This is a genomic window from Sulfuricurvum sp. (genome assembly GCF_031427015.1).
GTDB lineage: Bacteria > Campylobacterota > Campylobacteria > Campylobacterales > Sulfurimonadaceae > Sulfuricurvum.
In genome coordinates this window covers 118,915-136,629 of sequence record NZ_JASJOW010000004.1, presented here as the reverse complement: position 1 = coordinate 136,629, position 17,715 = coordinate 118,915, and the positions used below count along the sequence as shown (strand labels likewise).

Below are 17,715 nucleotides of genomic sequence, written 5' to 3'. Positions count from 1 at the left end.
CAATATTCCACCTTCGTAGGAATGACGGGATTAGATCACATCCACATCTTCTAAGGCGCTTAACTCTTCAATCACCTTGTTATCCACCCGTATTGCCGAATCGATCACAACATCGGCGAGTTTCGAGACGATGGTGAGGCGGATCTCACGGCGTCCCGGATGACGACGGATGAGGGTATAGAGTTTCTCTAATGCTTCGAGGTTGTCGCTGAGGCGGATGCGCAGTTGCAACGGCTCCTGCGGCGGGAGGTTTTCGACGATTTTGGTCTCTACCTTTTTCGCCTCTTTTTTCGCTTCGGCTAACGTCATGATTTTACTGACGCTGATACGGGTGAACATCTCGGTATGGGTCACTTTGACCTTGAACGCAATCGGCTCATCCAAATCCATCGCTTCAAGCTGATCCACTTTGTCCGAAAAAAGCATCACTTCGATATTGCCGTGGAAGTCCATGAGACTTACAAGACCGAACTGTGACCCTTTTTTCGACATCTTTTTCGTGATCTCTTCGACCTTCCCGATGAAAATGGCCGTCGATCCATCCTCGATGTTCTCAACCTCACTAGAGAGGGTATAGTTGATCGCATCGATCTGCTCACGGAAGTTATCGAGAGGGTGACCGGAGACGTAAAAGCCGAGGGTGTCTTTCTCGAAATCGAGGAGAGTTTTGAGATCAAACTCATCCTTGCTTTCGAGACTCAATTCGACCGCCGTCACCTCTTCATCGTCTCCGAATAGGCTGAATTGGGCATCTTTTTTCAAAGATGAGCCTTTTTTTGCCGTTTCGACAAGGGTTTCGACCTGATCGAAGAGGGCCCGGCGAGAATAGCCGAAATGATCCAATCCTCCCGCTTTAATGATACACTCAATCACCCGCTTATTCACTTTTTGGGGTTCGATACGGTTGATAAAGTCTTGGATATCTTTAAACTCCCCCTCATTCCGTGCTTCGAGGATCGACTCGACCGCCGCTTCGCCGACCCCTTTGATCGCCCCAAGACCGAAGAGGATTTGATCTTGACCGTCTTTGTTAATCGCGGAGAATTCGAGCTGTGAGTGGTTGATATCGGGAGCACCGAGGAAGATTTTCATCCGTTTGGCTTCGTCGATGTATTTGACCACCTTGTCGGTGTTGTCTTTCTCCGAGGTGAGCAATGCCGCCATAAACTCTTGCGGATAATAGGTTTTGAGCCACGCGGTTTGGAAGGTGACCATCGCATACGCCGCCGAGTGGGATTTGTTGAACCCGTATCCGGCAAATTTTTCGATCAGGTCAAAGAGTTCAGAGGCTTTTTTGTAATCCAATCCCTGATTGGCAGCCCCTTCACTGAACTCTTTGTTGTACTTTTGCATCTCTTCGATTTTCTTTTTTCCCATCGCACGGCGAACGATGTCCGCCCCGCCGAGACTCATTCCCCCGACCGTTTGTACGATCTGCATAACTTGCTCTTGATAAACGATGACCCCATAGGTCGGTTTGAGAATCGGCTCCATAGAATCAAAGGTATAGCTAATCTCTTGACGACCGTGTTTACGCTCGATAAAATCATCTAACATCCCCGATTCCATCGGTCCGGGACGATAGAGGGCGAGTACCGCAATCAAGTCTTCAAATGAGGAAGGTTTAAGCCGTTTGTTCAAATCCTGCATCCCCGAACTCTCGATCTGGAACATCCCGATCGTGTCACCGCTTTGGATAATCTCGTAGACTTTCGGGTCATTCTCATCGATTTTATGCCAGTTTACCTCTACATCGTAGCGCTTGCGGATTAGCTTGATCGCGTTATCGATAACGTCGAGGGTTTTAAGTCCCAAGAAGTCGAATTTGATCAGGTCGATATCTTCGAGGTAGTTGAGCGAATACTGGGTGACGAACGTCTCCTCCCCCGAGGGTTTGTAGATCGGGGTTTTCTTCCAGAGAGGCTCATTAGAGATAACGACCCCCGCCGCATGCATCCCCGCATTGCGTTTAAGCCCTTCAAGTTTTTTACTGAACTCCCAAACCCGCGCCGCTTGAGCATCGGATTCAATCAGTTCAGAAATTTTCGGCTCTTTTTGAAAAGCTCCGGGTTTGAACTCGCCCCCTTTGGTTTTACCGTTGAGGGTGATCCCCAACTCATCGGGGATCAGTTTTGCCATCATGTCGGCTTGAGATAGCGGCATCTCTAAAACGCGTGCAACGTCGCGAATAACCCCTTTGGCGAGCAGCGAACCGAAGGTGATAATCTGTGCCACCTGTTCCCGCCCGTATTTGCGAACGACGTAATCAATAATCTCGCCGCGGCGTGCCTGCATAAAGTCCATATCGATATCGGGCATCGATACCCGTTCCGGATTGAGAAAACGCTCGAAAAGGAGATCGTATTTCATCGGATCGATATCGGTTATCTCAAGACTATACGCGACGAGACTTCCCGCCGCCGATCCCCGCCCCGGCCCTACGGCGATCCCCATCCGTTTTGCTTCACGGACGAAATCCCAAACGATAAGCATATAGCCGGGGAATTTCATCTGATTAATCACCTGCATCTCGAATTCTAAGCGATCTCGATACTCCTGATGACGCTCTGAGGGGACATGTTCGAGACGTAGTTCCAAACCGATTCGGCAACGGTGGATAAAATACTCCGAATCCTCTTCGATATTTAGCCCCTCTTCGAGGGCATATTCGGTCGTAAATTTAAAGTTCGGTGGGGTCGGATTTCCGAGTTTGAGTTCGAGCTGGCACTTATCGACGATCTCTTGGGTGTTATAGAGCGCTTCAGGGATATCGGCAAAGAGCCGCGCCATCTGCTCAGGGGATTTGATGTAAAACTCATGTACGGAGTGGCGCATACGCTTAGGGTCATCGTAGAGTTTATTCATCCCGATGCACATAAACGCTTCATGATACTGTGCATCATCCGCATAGGTGTAGTGGGTATCGTTGGTGGCAATGAGTTTGATATTCGTCTCTTGAGAAATGCGGATCACCTGCTCGTCGATAAAAAGTTGATCGGCTATCCCGTGGCGCATGATCTCCATGTAGAAATCATCCCCGAAAATCTCTTTGTACTCTAACGCGATCCGTTTGGCTTCGTCGTACCCTAACGCTCCGTTTTTGACGTTACGCTCACTGTTGGTGTTGAGATGCCAGTTCACCTCCCCTTGCAAACATGCGGAGGTGCAAATGATCCCCTCAGAGTTTTCACGCAGTAGCTGTTTGTTAATGCGGGGGAAATAGTAAAATCCGTTAATATAGGCTTGGGAAGAGAGGTACATGAGGTTTTTATAACCCGCTTCGTTTTTGGCAAACAAACAAACGTGAAAACGTTGTTTGATTGTTTTGTCCCCTAACTCTTCCCCGTTATGGATGTAGGCTTCCATCCCGATAATCGGTTTAAGCCCCGCTCCGCGCATCTGCTGATAAAAATCGATCGCCCCGAACATATTCCCGTGATCGCTCATCGCCACCGAGGTCATCCCCAGCTCTTTGACACGAGAGGCTAACGCGGAAATTTTGTTTGCACCATCAAGTAAAGAGTATTCTGTATGGAGATGAAGGTGGGTAAACGGGGGGATCGTACTCATAAAAAAATGCCTTGAAAAAAAGTAAAAAGATTATAATGCCTAAAGGGTAAAGGGGAGCTTTTACAATCGCTTTGAGAGGAGTTTATTAAGTCCGTCCGCAAATGCCCGCACCGTTTTTTCCCCAATGGCAGAAGGACCGCCCGTAATCTCTCCGTTATTACGGAGTTCTTCCATCAGATTGCGCATTGCGAGGAGGTGTTTGATGTTGTTCTCATCGTAAATCGTTCCGCGAGGATCAAGCCCGACGGCTCCTTTACTCACAATACGATCCGCTAACGGAATATCGGCGGTTATGACCAAATCACACGGCTCACATAATTCTGCAATACGGTGATCGGCTTCATCGGGGCCTTGTGCCACCACTTCCATCGAAATATGAGAAACGTCGGGAATAGCGATTTTCTTATTGGCAATAAAAATGGTGGGAATCTGACGTTTTAGAACCGCACGCAAGAGTATCTCTTTTAGAGAATTGGGGAAAGCATCGGCATCTATTAGAATTTTCATCTAATTCAAATCACTTACACACCGTGCATACGCTGATTCCGTTTTATTAACCGTTGCCACAGAACCCAGTTTGAAACCGACGACATACCCCTCTGTTGCATTGAGACTCTCACTACTCCAATAGTAGCGATGCATCATCGCCCCGAAATACTTCATATCGACACTGGGGCGAAAATAAGAATAATCGACAATGCCGTATAACTCTTCAAGACTCGGTAATCTCCATGTACGCCCATTAAGAGCCAAGTTTTCACACTGATCTTTAGCTTGTTCAAAAGTATATTTGGCACGCTTATCGGTTGCATCAAGCGAATGCCAAAGAATTCCTGAAGCTCTATCTTCTGTCCCATTTGAGGTAACATGATAACTTCGAGGTTGCTTCTTTTCAGAAGTATTGATACACGCCGCGGCAATTCGTTTCGTTGGGGGAGAGAGGGTAATGTTGCGCTCTTTTGGATAATAGCTGTATCCGACCATTGCGATGATTCCCCCATCGCCTTCACTTCCCGTTCCGATTTCCGTACTGTCCGAGGGGCCCCGATTCGATGACCAATAACTAGAACCCTCTGCAAACGGTGCATTGGAGGGGAGATCGAAAAGCTCTTGTATCGACATTTGCCGCCATGAGGAACCTAACGTTCGACAATATTCGTGCGCTTGTTCTTGGGTATACGTTTCGCGGGGAGATAAATGGATCTCTCCCCATGCTAAAGGAGAGAGAAAAAGGGGTAAAAAAATGTTAAAGCGATGCACAATAATCGGCCAACAATCCGCTTCGTAGAGAAGCATAGCTCTCATCACCGACAAGTTTTTTGACAATAGCCAAACCAAAGCAAATCGCCGTTCCCGGACCGCGTGAGGTCATGATATTTCCACTCTCCACCACAGCATCGGCATCACCGCGATATCCTGCCGTCTCGATCTGCTCTTCGACGCTCGGATAACACGTGTATCCCTCTTTGAGAACTCCTGCGGTGTAAAGGGCATACGGAGCAGCGCAAATTGCACCGATATTTTTCCCCTGTGCATCCATGGATTGTAGAAAAGTTTGGAGAGTTGAATCTGAAGCCAAAGCTTTTGTCCCGCCCCAACCGCCGGGGAGGACGATCATATCAAAATCATCAACACTATAATTTTTTATAGGGCAGTCAGCTTGAACGCTAATGCCGTGCGCCCCTTTTACGAGGAGATTTTCATTCAATGTCCCCATAATGACTTCAATGCCCGCACGACGCAAGACATCTACGATACTTATGGCTTCAATCTCTTCAAAACCCTCTGCAATAGGGACTAAAACACGTGGCATAAGCGACTCCTTTTATAAAATCATAGACGCTAATGATACCTTATTTTACTTTCTCCATGTATTCACCCTCGACGGTGTTAACGCGGATGATATCACCCTCTAATACGTGATAAGGAACTTGAACCACCGCACCCGTTTCCAAAGTAGCCGGTTTTTTAGAACCGCTTGAAGTATCCCCTTTGAAGTTCGGTGGAGTTTCAACAATTTTAAGTTCCATAATTTCAGGAGCTTCAACGCTGATTGCATTGCCGTTGTGGAAGATCATTTGAACGCTGGTACCGTCTTTGATCCATTTCATCGCATCTTCACATTGTTCATACGAAAGCCCTAATTGCTCATAACTCTCGTTATCCATGAATTGGAGCATTTCACCATCATCATACAAAAACTGCATTGTTGTGTGAACAAGATTCGGTACTTCAAATTTATCGCCCGCATGAATCGTTTTCTCGATCACTTTGCCGTTCAAAAAGCTCTTTACTTTACAACGGACGAATGCCGCCCCTTTACCCGGTTTAACGTGTTGGAATTCAACTACTTTATACGGAACCCCCGTAATCTCCAAACGTACACCTTTTTTGATATCGCCCATACCGATTGTTGCCATGAAAAACCTTTTTCTGATCTTGTATTGGGCGAATTTTACCCGAAACTGCGCCGAATTTCAAACCCGATGTAACTTATCGTACGACTCTACCCTTGATTTTGATTTACTTTTGCGGGTTTTTAGCTCTAATAAATCCGTTAATGTGTATAATATTCCTTATACAATAGATTATAATCACAAATACATCATTAAGGAAATCTGTTTATGAATACCCTTTCGCGTATTTTCAGTGCATCGCTTCTCATCGGTTCATGTCACCTCATGGGAGCAGGTTTATCACTCCCTGCGGCATTGGAAATTTTGGAAAACAATAACCTTGAAATCAAAAGTTCCGCCCTCGACGTACAAAGCGCTTCAAGCGATACTTCCATCGCTAAAGGGTACAACTTCGGTTCTTTAGACTTGACCCAAAACGTTATGCGTTCCAACGAAGCCGGAAACGTCTTCGGTTTTAAACTCAGTTCTCGCGAAGCCGATTTCGGAGATTTTGGATTTGCTCAATTTGATAATAGCAATCCCAATATTCTTAGAGTACAACCAAAAGACCTCAATTATCCTCTTTACCAAAATTATTACCAAACCAAACTCACTTACATGCTCCCTATCTTCACCGGCGGAAAATTAAGCGCTTACGGTGATATTGCCGAAAAAATGGAAGAGATTAAAAAACTCGATTCTGAGCAGATGAAAACTGAAAAACGGTATGAGTTGCGTAAAAGTTATTACGACATGGCATTGCTTCAAAGTTCGATCAACCACATGAAAACCATCCATAAAAACATCTCAACGTTAGAGCGAACCACACAAATGATGGTTCAAGAGGGGTATGCAAAAAAAGTCGATCTCCTCGAAGTCGAAGCCCGTAAATCGAATGTCGAGCGAAGCCTAACCGAGATGGAAGCGAATAAAAAGCTTCTCTACCACTATCTCAGTTTCTTGCTCAATACACCGGTCACAGAAATCGAACTTCCCTCAAACGACTATCCTGCCTCAGCCATCAGTGAAGAGGATGTTTTGGCAAACAATACCGATCTTAAAAAAGCATCACAAGGTTTAGAGATTCGTGAAAGAATGGTCGATCTCGCTTATGCCCCTTTTCTCCCCCAAATCGGTGCTTTTGCCGAAGCCAGCAGCGCGGATGATACCTTTTTAGGCGATTTTAACGATCATAAAGCCTACACCATCGGTGCAAAACTCAGCTGGAACCTCTTTAACGGAGGAGTCGATAAAAACTCTCTCGAAAAAGCCCGTATCGAAAAGATCAAAACAACCACCCAAGTCGAACTCGCTAAAAAAGGGATCGCCCTTCAATACGATAAAATCCGAACTGAAATCGAGAGCTTAAATTCTCAAGTGAACAGTTTAGAAAAAGAGTTGGCGTTAGCAGATCAAATCTATAAAAATTACGAAGGTCGTTATCACGAGCATCTCGCATCGATGAGTGATGTTATTATTAAACAATCGCAACAAATTGAAAAAGTTCTCAACCTTCAAATGGTCAAAAATCAACGTAACGAGCGCATTTTTGCCCTCGAAAAACTTAGTAACGGAGTCAAATAATGAAATTTTGGATTACTTCTCTCGCCCTCGCTTCAACCCTTAGTGCCGCAGGTCTTACCCTATCAGGAAGTATTATCAGCGATAATCAAAAGATGATCACCAGCCGTAATATGGGATTTGTAACCAGCGTCAATGTTTCGGAAGGCTCACGCGTCTCTAAAGGGCAGCTTCTCTATACCATCGATTCCAAAGAGATCGATTCGGCTAAAACTCAAGTCGAAATGGGAATCGCCCAAGCAGAACTCTCACTTCAAATGTACCAAAATCAATACGCCAATCTCGAACTGAACTTAGAGCGTAACAAAAGACTCTTAGCCCAAGATATGGTCTCTCGCTACGAAGTCGAAAATCTTGAGCTTGCCAAAAAGAACCTCCAAAATATGATTCATATCGGCGAGCGCCAAGTCAATCAGGCCAAAGCACGTCTCAAAGAGGTCGATAATCAATACAACTATCTCCGTATTACCGCGCCTAATAGCGGTGTCGTCGTCGCTAAAAACATCAAAGTGGGCGAAATGGCAATGCCGGGAATGCCGGCGATTGTTTTATCGGATTTGAATGCCCTCAAAATCGAAGTCGAAGTGGCAGAAAACAATCTCAAACTCGTCCCTGTCGGGAAAAAAGTGAAAGTTTCTGTCCCCTCAGTCGGTTATACCGGAATCGGCCGCGTCAGTGCGATTATCCCAAGTTCCAATTCCATGACCCATACCTTTAAAATCAAAGTCTCGTTCAGTGCTAAACAAACCGTTTATCCGGGTATGTACGCCACTATTGAAATCGAATAGGAGTCCTAATGCACGCCCCTCTCTCCTATCAGCCCACCGATTCTGCCGGAAAGCTCGCCAAAGGATTTTTGCGTAATCCTCTCACCCCGATTCTAGGAATTTTTCTCCTTGTTATAGGGTATATGGCTCTCATGCTCATGCCCCGTGAAGAGAACCCTCAAATGGTCGTCAGCGGTTCTACCGTGATCATCGCCCTCCCCGGTGCGACTGCCAGCGAAGTCCAAAACGTTATTGTAAAACCGCTCGAACGTAAACTTAAAGAGGTCAAAGGGATCGAACATATTCATGGGATGGCCATGGATAATGTGGCCGTCATCAATGCCGCCTTTTTTATCGGGGAAGCCAAAGAGGATTCCAACCTCAAAATCTACGACAAAATCATGCAAAATATGAGCATCCTCCCAAAAGGGGCGATGCAGCCGATCATTAAACCGCTTGATATCGATATCGATATTCCGATTGTCTCCGTCGCTTTTTATTCCAATAATCCAAAAATGGATCCGACGCTCCTTTACGATCACGTCAAAGAGATTCAACACCATATCAACGGTCTTCCAAACGTTGCCGTCACCGATATTAAGGGGGCTAAAAAACACCAATACAACGTATTGGTCGATATGAACCGTCTCTCAGGCTACAATCTCTCCCTCGGACAAATTGTTCAGGCTACCCAATCCCTCGCTTATAACGTCCCTGAGATCAAAGGAAAAACGCAAAGCAATGAAATCGTTATGATCGGTGTTCGCAACGCAATAGAGAGTGTTGAAGATGTCGGAAATATCATCGTTGCCCAATATGGCGGTTCCGCGATCTATTTGCGCGATGTTGCCACTATTAGTGCGGGAAGCGATATCCAAAATTTTAAATCGGCACTCGTTACGGTAAAGGGAGAAAACGGAAAATTCTCGCCGCTCAAAGATCAAATCACCCTTACCGTCTCAAAACTCCAAGGGACGAATGCCGTTATCATTGCCGAAGCGGTGAAAACAGAACTCGAAAAATATAAAGAGCAAATGGCCGCACAGGGAATCAGTTATGTCATTACCCGAAATGACGGTGAACGTGCCAATGAAGCCGTTAATGAATTGGTATTTCATCTTATTCTCTCCATCGTCATTATCGCGATTTTGTTAGCATTTGTCCTCGGCTGGAGAGAGTCACTCATTGTTACCTTCACCGTTCCGGCAATTTTAGCTATTACCCTCTTTATCGCATACTTAACAGGACAAACCGTTAATCGTATTACCCTCTTTGCCTTCCTCCTCAGCTTGGGGCTCCTTGTTGATGCCGCCATCATCGTTATTGAAAATATCCATCGCCATTTCCATGCTCCGGGTGCCGCAGAGATGGATGCGGATGAGCTGATGATCGAAGCAACCGACGAAATCGGGGCACCGACCAACATCGCAACACTTGCCATTATCCTCACTATGGTACCGATGGCATTCGTCGGTCAGATGATGGGACAATTTATGAAACCGATTCCGGCGAACGTTCCTGTTGCCCTCGTCGCATCACTCTTTGTTGCCTACATTTTTACCCCGTATTTGGCAGTACGGTTACTCAAAAAACCCGAACACCACGGAGATTCTCACTAATGTACCAAAAATTTGAAACTTATTTATTTAACCTACTGAGTTCACCTTCGAAAAAAAAGAAAGTGCTTTGGGGAACACTTATCGCCTTTATCCTCGCGGTTGCCCTCATCCCGACTGAACTGGTTTTGGCTAAAATGCTCCCCGGAAAAAATAATGACACTTACAGCATTTATATCGATTTAGCGAACGGAAGTTCGATTGAGCAAACACGCCGAGTGAGCGAATGTGCGGTCGGTATTTTGCAACACGAGAGTGAAGCTCTTGATGCCGAGGTCTTTCTGGGAGCGGGTTCACCTCTTGACTTCGCCGGACTTATCAAAGGAAGCCACTTTAAAAACAATGAAAATGTTGCGGAAATCGTAGTCAATTTGACCAAAAAACACGATCGTGACGAGCCTTCGTATATGATGGTTCAGCGGCTTCGTCCTGTGATTCAAAAAGAGTGCGGCAATCTTTATCCCCAAACCAATATTAAATTTGTCGAACCGCCGGCAGGTCCTCCGACTATGGCAGCCATTGTTGCCGAAGTCTACGGTAACAATGCCAGCGGAGTTCGCCACCTAAGCACCCGTATCGAAGGAGTTTTTCAAAAAACCGAAGGGCTTGTCGATATTGATATCATGCAAGACGAAATTTACGATAAATTTGAAGTACGGGTCAATACCGATAAAATCAGCCGTTCCGCATTGGATGTAAAACATGTCAATGATGTTCTTTATCTCGCGTTTGAGGGGATGGGAATAGCGGTCAAAAATTCGCAAAAAGCAACCGAGCAGATTCCGATTTTTCTCACATTAACACCGGAAGGGAAAAAATTCGCGTCCCGTGACAAACTCGCCATCGAGATGAAACTCTCCTCCCTCACGCTTTTGAATCAAATGGGGATGATGGTACCGATCACGGAAGTGGTAGAGATCGTCGCGGTTAAATCAAATCCGATGATACTTTCTAAAAATCTCCATCAAATGACCAATGTTCTAGCGGAAACCGATATGGTTTCACAAGTCTATCCGCTAATGGATGCCCGTAATGTTATCCTCGATACTTTCGGCGATGAATATGAGATCCATAAAATCGGTCTTTTCAATCTTGAACTGATCGATAAAAAAACTGCGGAGCGCTATGAGCTTTTATGGGATGGAGAGATGGAAGTAACCCTTGATACGTTTGTCGATCTCGGCGGTGCATTTATCGCGGCACTCGTCCTTATTTTCTTATTGATGGTGATTTATTATAAAAGTTTTATCCTCAGCGGTATCGTATTGTTAGGAAGTTTCCTCTCCATTATCGGAGTTATTTTCGGTCATTTGATTATGGATATTTTTACCGCCGATACCTTTTTCCTCACCGCGACATCGCTTATCGGGTTTATTGCCCTCATCGGCATCAGTTCCCGTAACTCACTGCTCCTTATTGATTTTACAAAATCATTGATGGTCGATAAAGGGATGCATAAACAAGAGGCAATCGCTTATGCTACCGCCACTCGTGCCAAGCCGATTTTCCTCACCGCAGCGGCGATTATCCTCGCTTCTACCCTCTTAGCGAGTGATGCCGTGTTCGGAGGGCTTGGAGTATCACTAATTTTCGGTACAATAGCAGCTGTCATTGCATCGCTCATCGTTGTTCCGGTTCTAATTCATAACTCTGATTTAGAACGTCATTTCAATTTTCATGAGCGTAAAGCGGTATCAATAATGGAGCCATAAAATCTGATGTCAACTTTTGTTCCGGTCACTCTCTTATCTGCAAATGTTGTGTTAGACTTAAAGAAGACTGCCATTGAGCAGAGAATTCCGGTGGAAAAACTGGATTTCGACCTTCTCTCCTATGAAACCTTTTTTCAAGGGAGTGTAGATGATGAGTGGCAACTTCTAACGCAAGATGATCTTCTCTCTCAAACGACCGAGTTAGAGATACGTTCTCCCCACTTTTTACTGCGTCAAGAGTATCAGATTCATATCCGCTTGCAAGAGCCGCATCCCTATCTTGATTTACGTTTTACCATTGCAACCGATAAAACCAAAAGTAAAGTCATCGCGATCATCGATCCCGCATCCACGATTCCTCTGAAAAAAGGGGTGCAAGAGTGGATCAAAGAGGCCATTATTCGCAAACTACTTCGAAACGGACTCCTTATCGGTTTGTATGATCAAAATTTGGAGAAAGAAATTACCCGACTTCTCATCAAAATTCAAAAAGAGGGTCCGCTTAACCTACTTTACCGACTCCCTATCGGAGATTTCTTTCTCCCTATCCCTCCAATTCATGATAAAGTTATTTTTCACTACAAAGAGATGAATAAAGGTAACAGCCTTATTGAAGGGGTACATCCCGGAGATTTAATTCTTGAATATATTCTCCCAAAACATGGGCGAGACGGACGTGCTTGTACGGGTGACCATATTGCCGTTCCCGATCCGATCACCAAATACGCAACCTATATCGTGATTGATCCCGAAACGATAAAAAGTGAACAAGATGAAGAGAGTATCCGATTTTATGCCCACGTTTCAGGATTTGTAGAACGTAAAAATGGGATATTTTTCATTTCGCAGGAGCTTCAGATCGAGTCTGCAAGTTTCAAAAGAACCGGATCAATCGAAACCGGACTGGACAAAGATGTTTCCCTAAAAATCAATAAAAATGTTTCGAGTGAAGATTCTATCGGCATGGGGATAAACATTGATGTTCAAAAACTCGATGTCAGCGGAACCGTAGGGGGAAATGCTAAAATTCAGGCCTGTGAACTCAATATCGGAGCGCAAACCCATAAAAATTCACAAATCAATGTTTCTGAGATTGCCAATATTCATCTCCATCGCGGTAATCTGAAAGCAAGAGAAGCCAACATCAATATTTTAGAAGCGGGAAAAGTCGAAGCCGATATTATCCGCATAAAAAAAATGGTGGGGGGAGAGATTATCGCACGTGAAATTTACATTGAAACCCTCTATTCCAATGCTCGTGTTATCGCACTCGAATCGATTACTATCGAGAATATTGAAGGGGAAGGGAATAATCTTATTATTGATCCTCATGCGATTGAGAGTTATCACCAAAAAATGTCTGATTTAGAGATTTCAATCCGTGATAAGAACTCCCGTATTCAAACGCAAAGTAAAGAGTTTATAGCCCGTAAACTTGCTTTCAAAGAGAAATTTAGCCGTATCGATCAAATCCAAGAGCGGATACGAACGAAGCAAAAAAGCGGTGAGCTTCCGGCTAAAGCCGACATGGTTAGACTGCAGCAATACAAAATAGAAGCCGAAACCCTTCAAAAAAATTTAGAACTGGTTAAAGAGTTGGAAGAGTCCGTTCAATCCGCACAAGAAGAGTTAGATAAACTCTATGAAGCGGATCTCCATGCCGTGATAACGCACAACGGAATCTATAACGGGCATAACCGTATTATTTTTATGGATCCGAAAACGCGCAAAGAAACCGCTATTTCTCCTGAGGGGAAAGTGACCTCTATTAGTTTATACCTCGAAGATAATGAAAAGAAATTTCTACTGAAATCCTAAAAAAATAAATCTTCTTTCCCATACCGCCGATTGCTTTAGCTTTTTGCGGTAAAACTCTGGTATGAAATTAACCGACTTAACTCTCGCCACCCCTTATTTATCGCTTGATCCGATTTTCTATCAAGAAGTACACCCTACTCCGCTTAAAAATCCGATGCTTGTCAGTTACAATCCGGATGCTTTTCGATTATTGGAACTCAGTCCCGATCAGCCCGATACAAAGGAGATAGAAGCACTCCTAAACGGTACTTTGACGTTGAGGGGTTCACGCCCCTACGCGATGTGCTATGCAGGACATCAGTTTGGCTACTTTGTCCCGAGACTCGGTGATGGTCGAGCGATTAATTTAGGAAGTGCCTACGGTTGGAACCTCCAACTCAAAGGTTCAGGACAAACCCTCTACTCCCGACAAGGCGACGGACGTGCAGTCTTGCGCTCTTCCATTCGTGAATACTTAATGAGTGAAGCTATGCATGCCTTGAGTATTCCTACCAGCCGTGCATTCGCCCTTATAACCTCCGATGAGAAAGTCGCAAGAGAGCGATGGGAGAGAGGTGCCGTTGTTTTACGCCTTGCCCCCTCATGGATACGATTCGGAAGTTTTGAATATTTTTTTCACGGTAAGCGCCATAAAGAGCTCGAAGCCCTTGCCGATTTTTTACTCCGTGAATCTTTCCCCCATTTGCTAGAGAAAGAGGAACCATATCTTGAAATGTTTGCCGAGATTGTAAAACGGACAGCGACACTGATGGCACAATGGCAATCGGTCGGTTTTAACCACGGGGTGATGAACACCGATAACATGTCCGCTATCGGAATCACCATCGATTACGGTCCCTTTGCCTTTATGGACACCTTTGAGAGCGGATATATCTGCAATCATACCGATACGCACGGGAGATACAGCTACGACAATCAACCCTCAATCGGATTATGGAATCTAGAACGCCTTGCACTTGCTCTCTCCCCACTCATCCGTGAAGAAAAACTAAAAAATGAGCTCGAAAAGTATTCTACCTATTTCACGACGCATCTCATGGAACTGTTACGTGCCAAACTCGGACTTGATACACCGCATGAGAGTGATAGCGATCTCTTTCGCTCTTTGTTTAACGTTATGGAACACGGATATATCGATATGACCCCTTTTTTCCGAGCTCTCAGCCGCTATGAGCAAAATCGTGAATCACTATTGGCATTATCGCTCGCACCCAATCAACTGAATGAATGGCTGAATCGCTACGATGAGCGTCTTAAAATAAACATTTCCTCTACCGAAGATCGCCATAAAAGAATGTTGCGTACCAATCCTAAATACGTTTTAAAAAATCATATCCTCCAAGAAGCTATTGATACAGCGGAACAGGGGGATTTCACCCTTGTAAACGCCCTCTTAGTGTTGGCACAAACTCCCTATGACGAACATCCTGAGTGGGAACACTACAGTTTACCTACCCCGAATAAATACAAAAATCTCAAGCTGAGTTGCTCTTCGTAGCCCTCAAGCGACATCTTCTATTTCAGATAAATAATTCCGATTTTAACGCCGCTGTAATTCAATTGTAATCAAAGAAAAAATGATTATTTTTTGATCACTCTATCTTCTGATTTCTTTTCATACCTCTTTATACTGTCATCGTTATTTGACCCAATCCTCTCTTTTATAGGAACCCTTATGCAACGCAACCATTTAATCCGCTATATGAGCGATGTACAGAATTTTGAAAAAAACATGAGTACTTTGTCGGCTAAGTGGGATTTACTAACCCTCCTTGGCTCTATGTCCAATATCGGGATGGATACGAGTGAAACCCGAAAAGCATTTGAAGACTTGCTCGATGAGCCGCTCTTACGCCTTATTGAAGAGACCTTTCATAAAAGTCTCAATGAACTTGAATCCAAAGCACAAACCGCCATTGATATTTTGATCCGAAACCTCTTCGAACGTACCGCCGACATCGGATTTCTCGCAACCGATGACGATATTCGTGAATACCTCTACTTTTTGCACACAACCGATATGTCGGTTTCAGAAGAGATGCGAGAGATAAAAATGAAGAAAAAAGAGGCACTTACGGCACGCTTTCGAGAATACGTTGCCAAATACAGCGTCTATGAAAATATCATTTTACTCGATACCAAGGGAAAAGTACTCGTACAGCTCGACACGACCAATCCGATTACCCTCTCAAAAGATACTTTGCTCCAAGAGTCGTTGCGAACCCATCAAGGGTATGTCGAAACCTTTCGCCCGAGTGATCTAAACCATAATAAACCTTCCCTTATCTACTCGTATCGTGTCAGCAGTCCTGATAGCGAAGAGCCTTTGGGGGTATTGTGTCTGCTCTTTCGTTTCGAAAATGAGTTACAAAGTATTTTCCGAAAACTAACGAAAGAGAACCCCTATATCGCGCTTGAACTGCTCGATTCATCCGGTACGGTTATCGCCTCTGCAAGTGAGCATCATGTACCGATAGGTTCCTATTTAACCCCTCGCAATAACGAAGATCATCAAACCTATTATGCCGGTTTCGAATATCTCTATCAGGCGGTAAAAACGACCGGATACCAAGGATATAAAGGCTCAGGATGGATCGGTCATGCAATGGTTCCGCTCCATTTAGCCTTTCGCTCCTCCCTTCGCCCCTCATTCTTAAAAAATGAGATCTTTGATGCGGTCGCAAACGCTCAAGCCTACTATCCGCAAGAGCTCAAAGATATCCTAGAAAAAGCGAAAAAAATTCAAAGTGAACTCGATATTACGGTTTGGAACGGTAATGTCCAAATCGCTAATGCAGTGGGGCACGAAAGTCCTTTTACCAAAGCACTCCTCTCTGAAATATCCAAAACAGGTGAAGAGACGAAGCGTGTTTTTGACCATACGGTTGCCAATCTTAACAGCGCTATGCTTATCCAGTATCTTGAAGATTTAAAATTCCAATCCTCACTTGCGATTGATATTATGGATCGTAATCTCTACGAGCGGGCAAATGATTGCCGATGGTGGGCATTAACGACAACGTTTCGAGAGTGTCTATCCCATCCCTCATTGAGCGAAGAAAATCGAGAGAAAATGAATGCTATCTTAGCCTACATCAATGATCTCTATACGGTTTACAGCACCATGTTCATCTACGATCGGGATGGAGTTATTGTCTCTGTCTCAACTCCCGATGATCACTCTCTTATCGGAAAAAGAATCGGATATTCATGGGCGATGGAGACTCTTGATCTGAAAACCACTCAAGATTACGTTGTCTCAACGTTTGAACCGAGCCCTTATTACACCAATCGCTCCACTTATATCTATAATGCTTGTATTCGCAACAGTAGCGAAGAAAATGTCGGTGGGATTGGGATTGTCTTTGATGCAGAATCTCAATTTGAAGCGATGTTGTACGATACCCTCCCTAAAGATGAACATCATGCAATCTCGGAGGGGATGTTTGCCCTCTTTATCGATCGTAGCGGTCGTGTCGTCTCATCTACGACCTCTGAAATCAGTGCAGGAGAGATACTTAATCTCCCGGAATCGCTTTTGGAACTTTCCCCCGGACAAAGCGATGCGCAGATTCTCTCTTTTAACAACATCTACTATGCACTCGGTGCTACGTGTTCCAACGGTTACCGCGAATACAAGCAAAGTGACGGCTACGATAACGATATTATTGCTATCCTCTACCGCCCTATCGGCGAAGTGCAAGCGCTTGAAACCGAAACACCTTTGCAACGTATTTACACCTATCCAAAACCAAACGGTACCGAAGAGACATCTGAAATTTCAACCTTTTTCGTCGGCGGATCACTCTTTGCGGTCGAATCTAAAAATGTCGTCTGTTCACTTGCCCACCAAGAGCTTACCTCTATATTGCACGCCAGCGAATACAATCTTGGGGTCATTAGCTATGATAAACGGATGGTAAGCGTTATTTCATTGGCTAAACTGCTCGGAATGGAGAAAACCTACGATAAAGAGCACGATACCGTTATCCTCGTCAAAGCAGTAATCGAAAAACAGGTAGTTTATCTCGGACTCGCCGTCGATTCCATCTACAGCAGTCCTGAAATTCCGCTCCGCTCCATCAGCCAGTACAGCAACGTATTGAAAAATGAGAACTCCCTGACGAAAGCCGTTATTATTCCGGATAATCCTGAAGATTTTGCCAACGAGATGATCTCCGTCCTCGACATACCGAAAATCTACGCCCAGCTTATCCAGCCCTACTCTCGCCCGCTTCACAAAGTGATGGCGTGA

The 17,715-nt window shown here is 44.7% G+C and carries 10 protein-coding genes and 1 pseudogene; 6 read left to right on the top strand and 5 right to left on the bottom strand.

Going from position 1 to position 17,715, the window contains the following annotated elements; all coding sequences use genetic code 11:
- Positions 1 to 30: 30 nt before the first annotated feature.
- The 5 genes from dnaE to efp are packed head-to-tail and all read right to left on the bottom strand — an operon-like array spanning position 31 to position 5,990.
- Positions 31 to 3,570, bottom strand: a complete 3,540-nt coding sequence (gene dnaE / locus RMO68_RS09170; RefSeq protein ID WP_310440446.1) for a DNA polymerase III subunit alpha — start codon at positions 3,568 to 3,570, stop codon at positions 31 to 33.
- A gap of 60 nt (positions 3,571 to 3,630) precedes the next feature.
- A complete protein-coding gene (locus tag RMO68_RS09165) occupies positions 3,631 to 4,077 on the bottom strand; it encodes a YaiI/YqxD family protein (RefSeq protein WP_310440445.1) in 447 nt (148 codons plus the stop codon).
- A complete protein-coding gene (locus RMO68_RS09160; RefSeq protein ID WP_310440444.1) occupies positions 4,078 to 4,875 on the bottom strand; it encodes a DUF1566 domain-containing protein in 798 nt (265 codons plus the stop codon). It abuts the gene before it with no gap.
- Complete coding sequence (locus RMO68_RS09155) at positions 4,817 to 5,383, bottom strand: DJ-1 family glyoxalase III (protein ID WP_310440443.1); 567 nt, start codon at positions 5,381 to 5,383, stop codon at positions 4,817 to 4,819. Before RMO68_RS09155 ends, RMO68_RS09160 begins: the two co-directional genes overlap by 59 nt.
- A 40-nt stretch (positions 5,384 to 5,423) precedes the next feature.
- Complete coding sequence (gene efp / locus RMO68_RS09150; RefSeq protein ID WP_310440442.1) at positions 5,424 to 5,990, bottom strand: elongation factor P; 567 nt, start codon at positions 5,988 to 5,990, stop codon at positions 5,424 to 5,426.
- Between the two features lie 204 nt (positions 5,991 to 6,194).
- Between efp and RMO68_RS09145 the strand changes: the two genes are divergently transcribed.
- The 6 genes and pseudogenes from RMO68_RS09145 to RMO68_RS09115 all read left to right on the top strand — a co-directional run bounded on the left by RMO68_RS09145 (position 6,195) and on the right by RMO68_RS09115 (position 17,715).
- Positions 6,195 to 7,550, top strand: coding sequence for a TolC family protein (locus RMO68_RS09145; RefSeq protein WP_310440440.1), 1,356 nt, complete (start codon positions 6,195 to 6,197; stop codon positions 7,548 to 7,550).
- Complete coding sequence (locus tag RMO68_RS09140) at positions 7,550 to 8,335, top strand: efflux RND transporter periplasmic adaptor subunit (protein ID WP_310440439.1); 786 nt, start codon at positions 7,550 to 7,552, stop codon at positions 8,333 to 8,335. The genes RMO68_RS09145 and RMO68_RS09140 overlap by 1 nt, the downstream gene beginning before the upstream one ends.
- Positions 8,336 to 8,343: 8 nt before the next feature.
- A pseudogene (locus RMO68_RS11165) lies at positions 8,344 to 11,642 on the top strand (efflux RND transporter permease subunit).
- 6 nt (positions 11,643 to 11,648) lie between these two features.
- Positions 11,649 to 13,460, top strand: a complete 1,812-nt coding sequence (locus RMO68_RS09125; protein WP_310440436.1) for a flagellar assembly protein A — start codon at positions 11,649 to 11,651, stop codon at positions 13,458 to 13,460.
- Positions 13,461 to 13,521: 61 nt separating this feature from the next.
- Complete coding sequence (locus RMO68_RS09120; protein ID WP_310440435.1) at positions 13,522 to 14,958, top strand: protein adenylyltransferase SelO; 1,437 nt, start codon at positions 13,522 to 13,524, stop codon at positions 14,956 to 14,958.
- A 177-nt stretch (positions 14,959 to 15,135) separates the two neighbouring features.
- Complete coding sequence (locus RMO68_RS09115) at positions 15,136 to 17,715, top strand: chemotaxis protein CheW (protein ID WP_310440434.1); 2,580 nt, start codon at positions 15,136 to 15,138, stop codon at positions 17,713 to 17,715.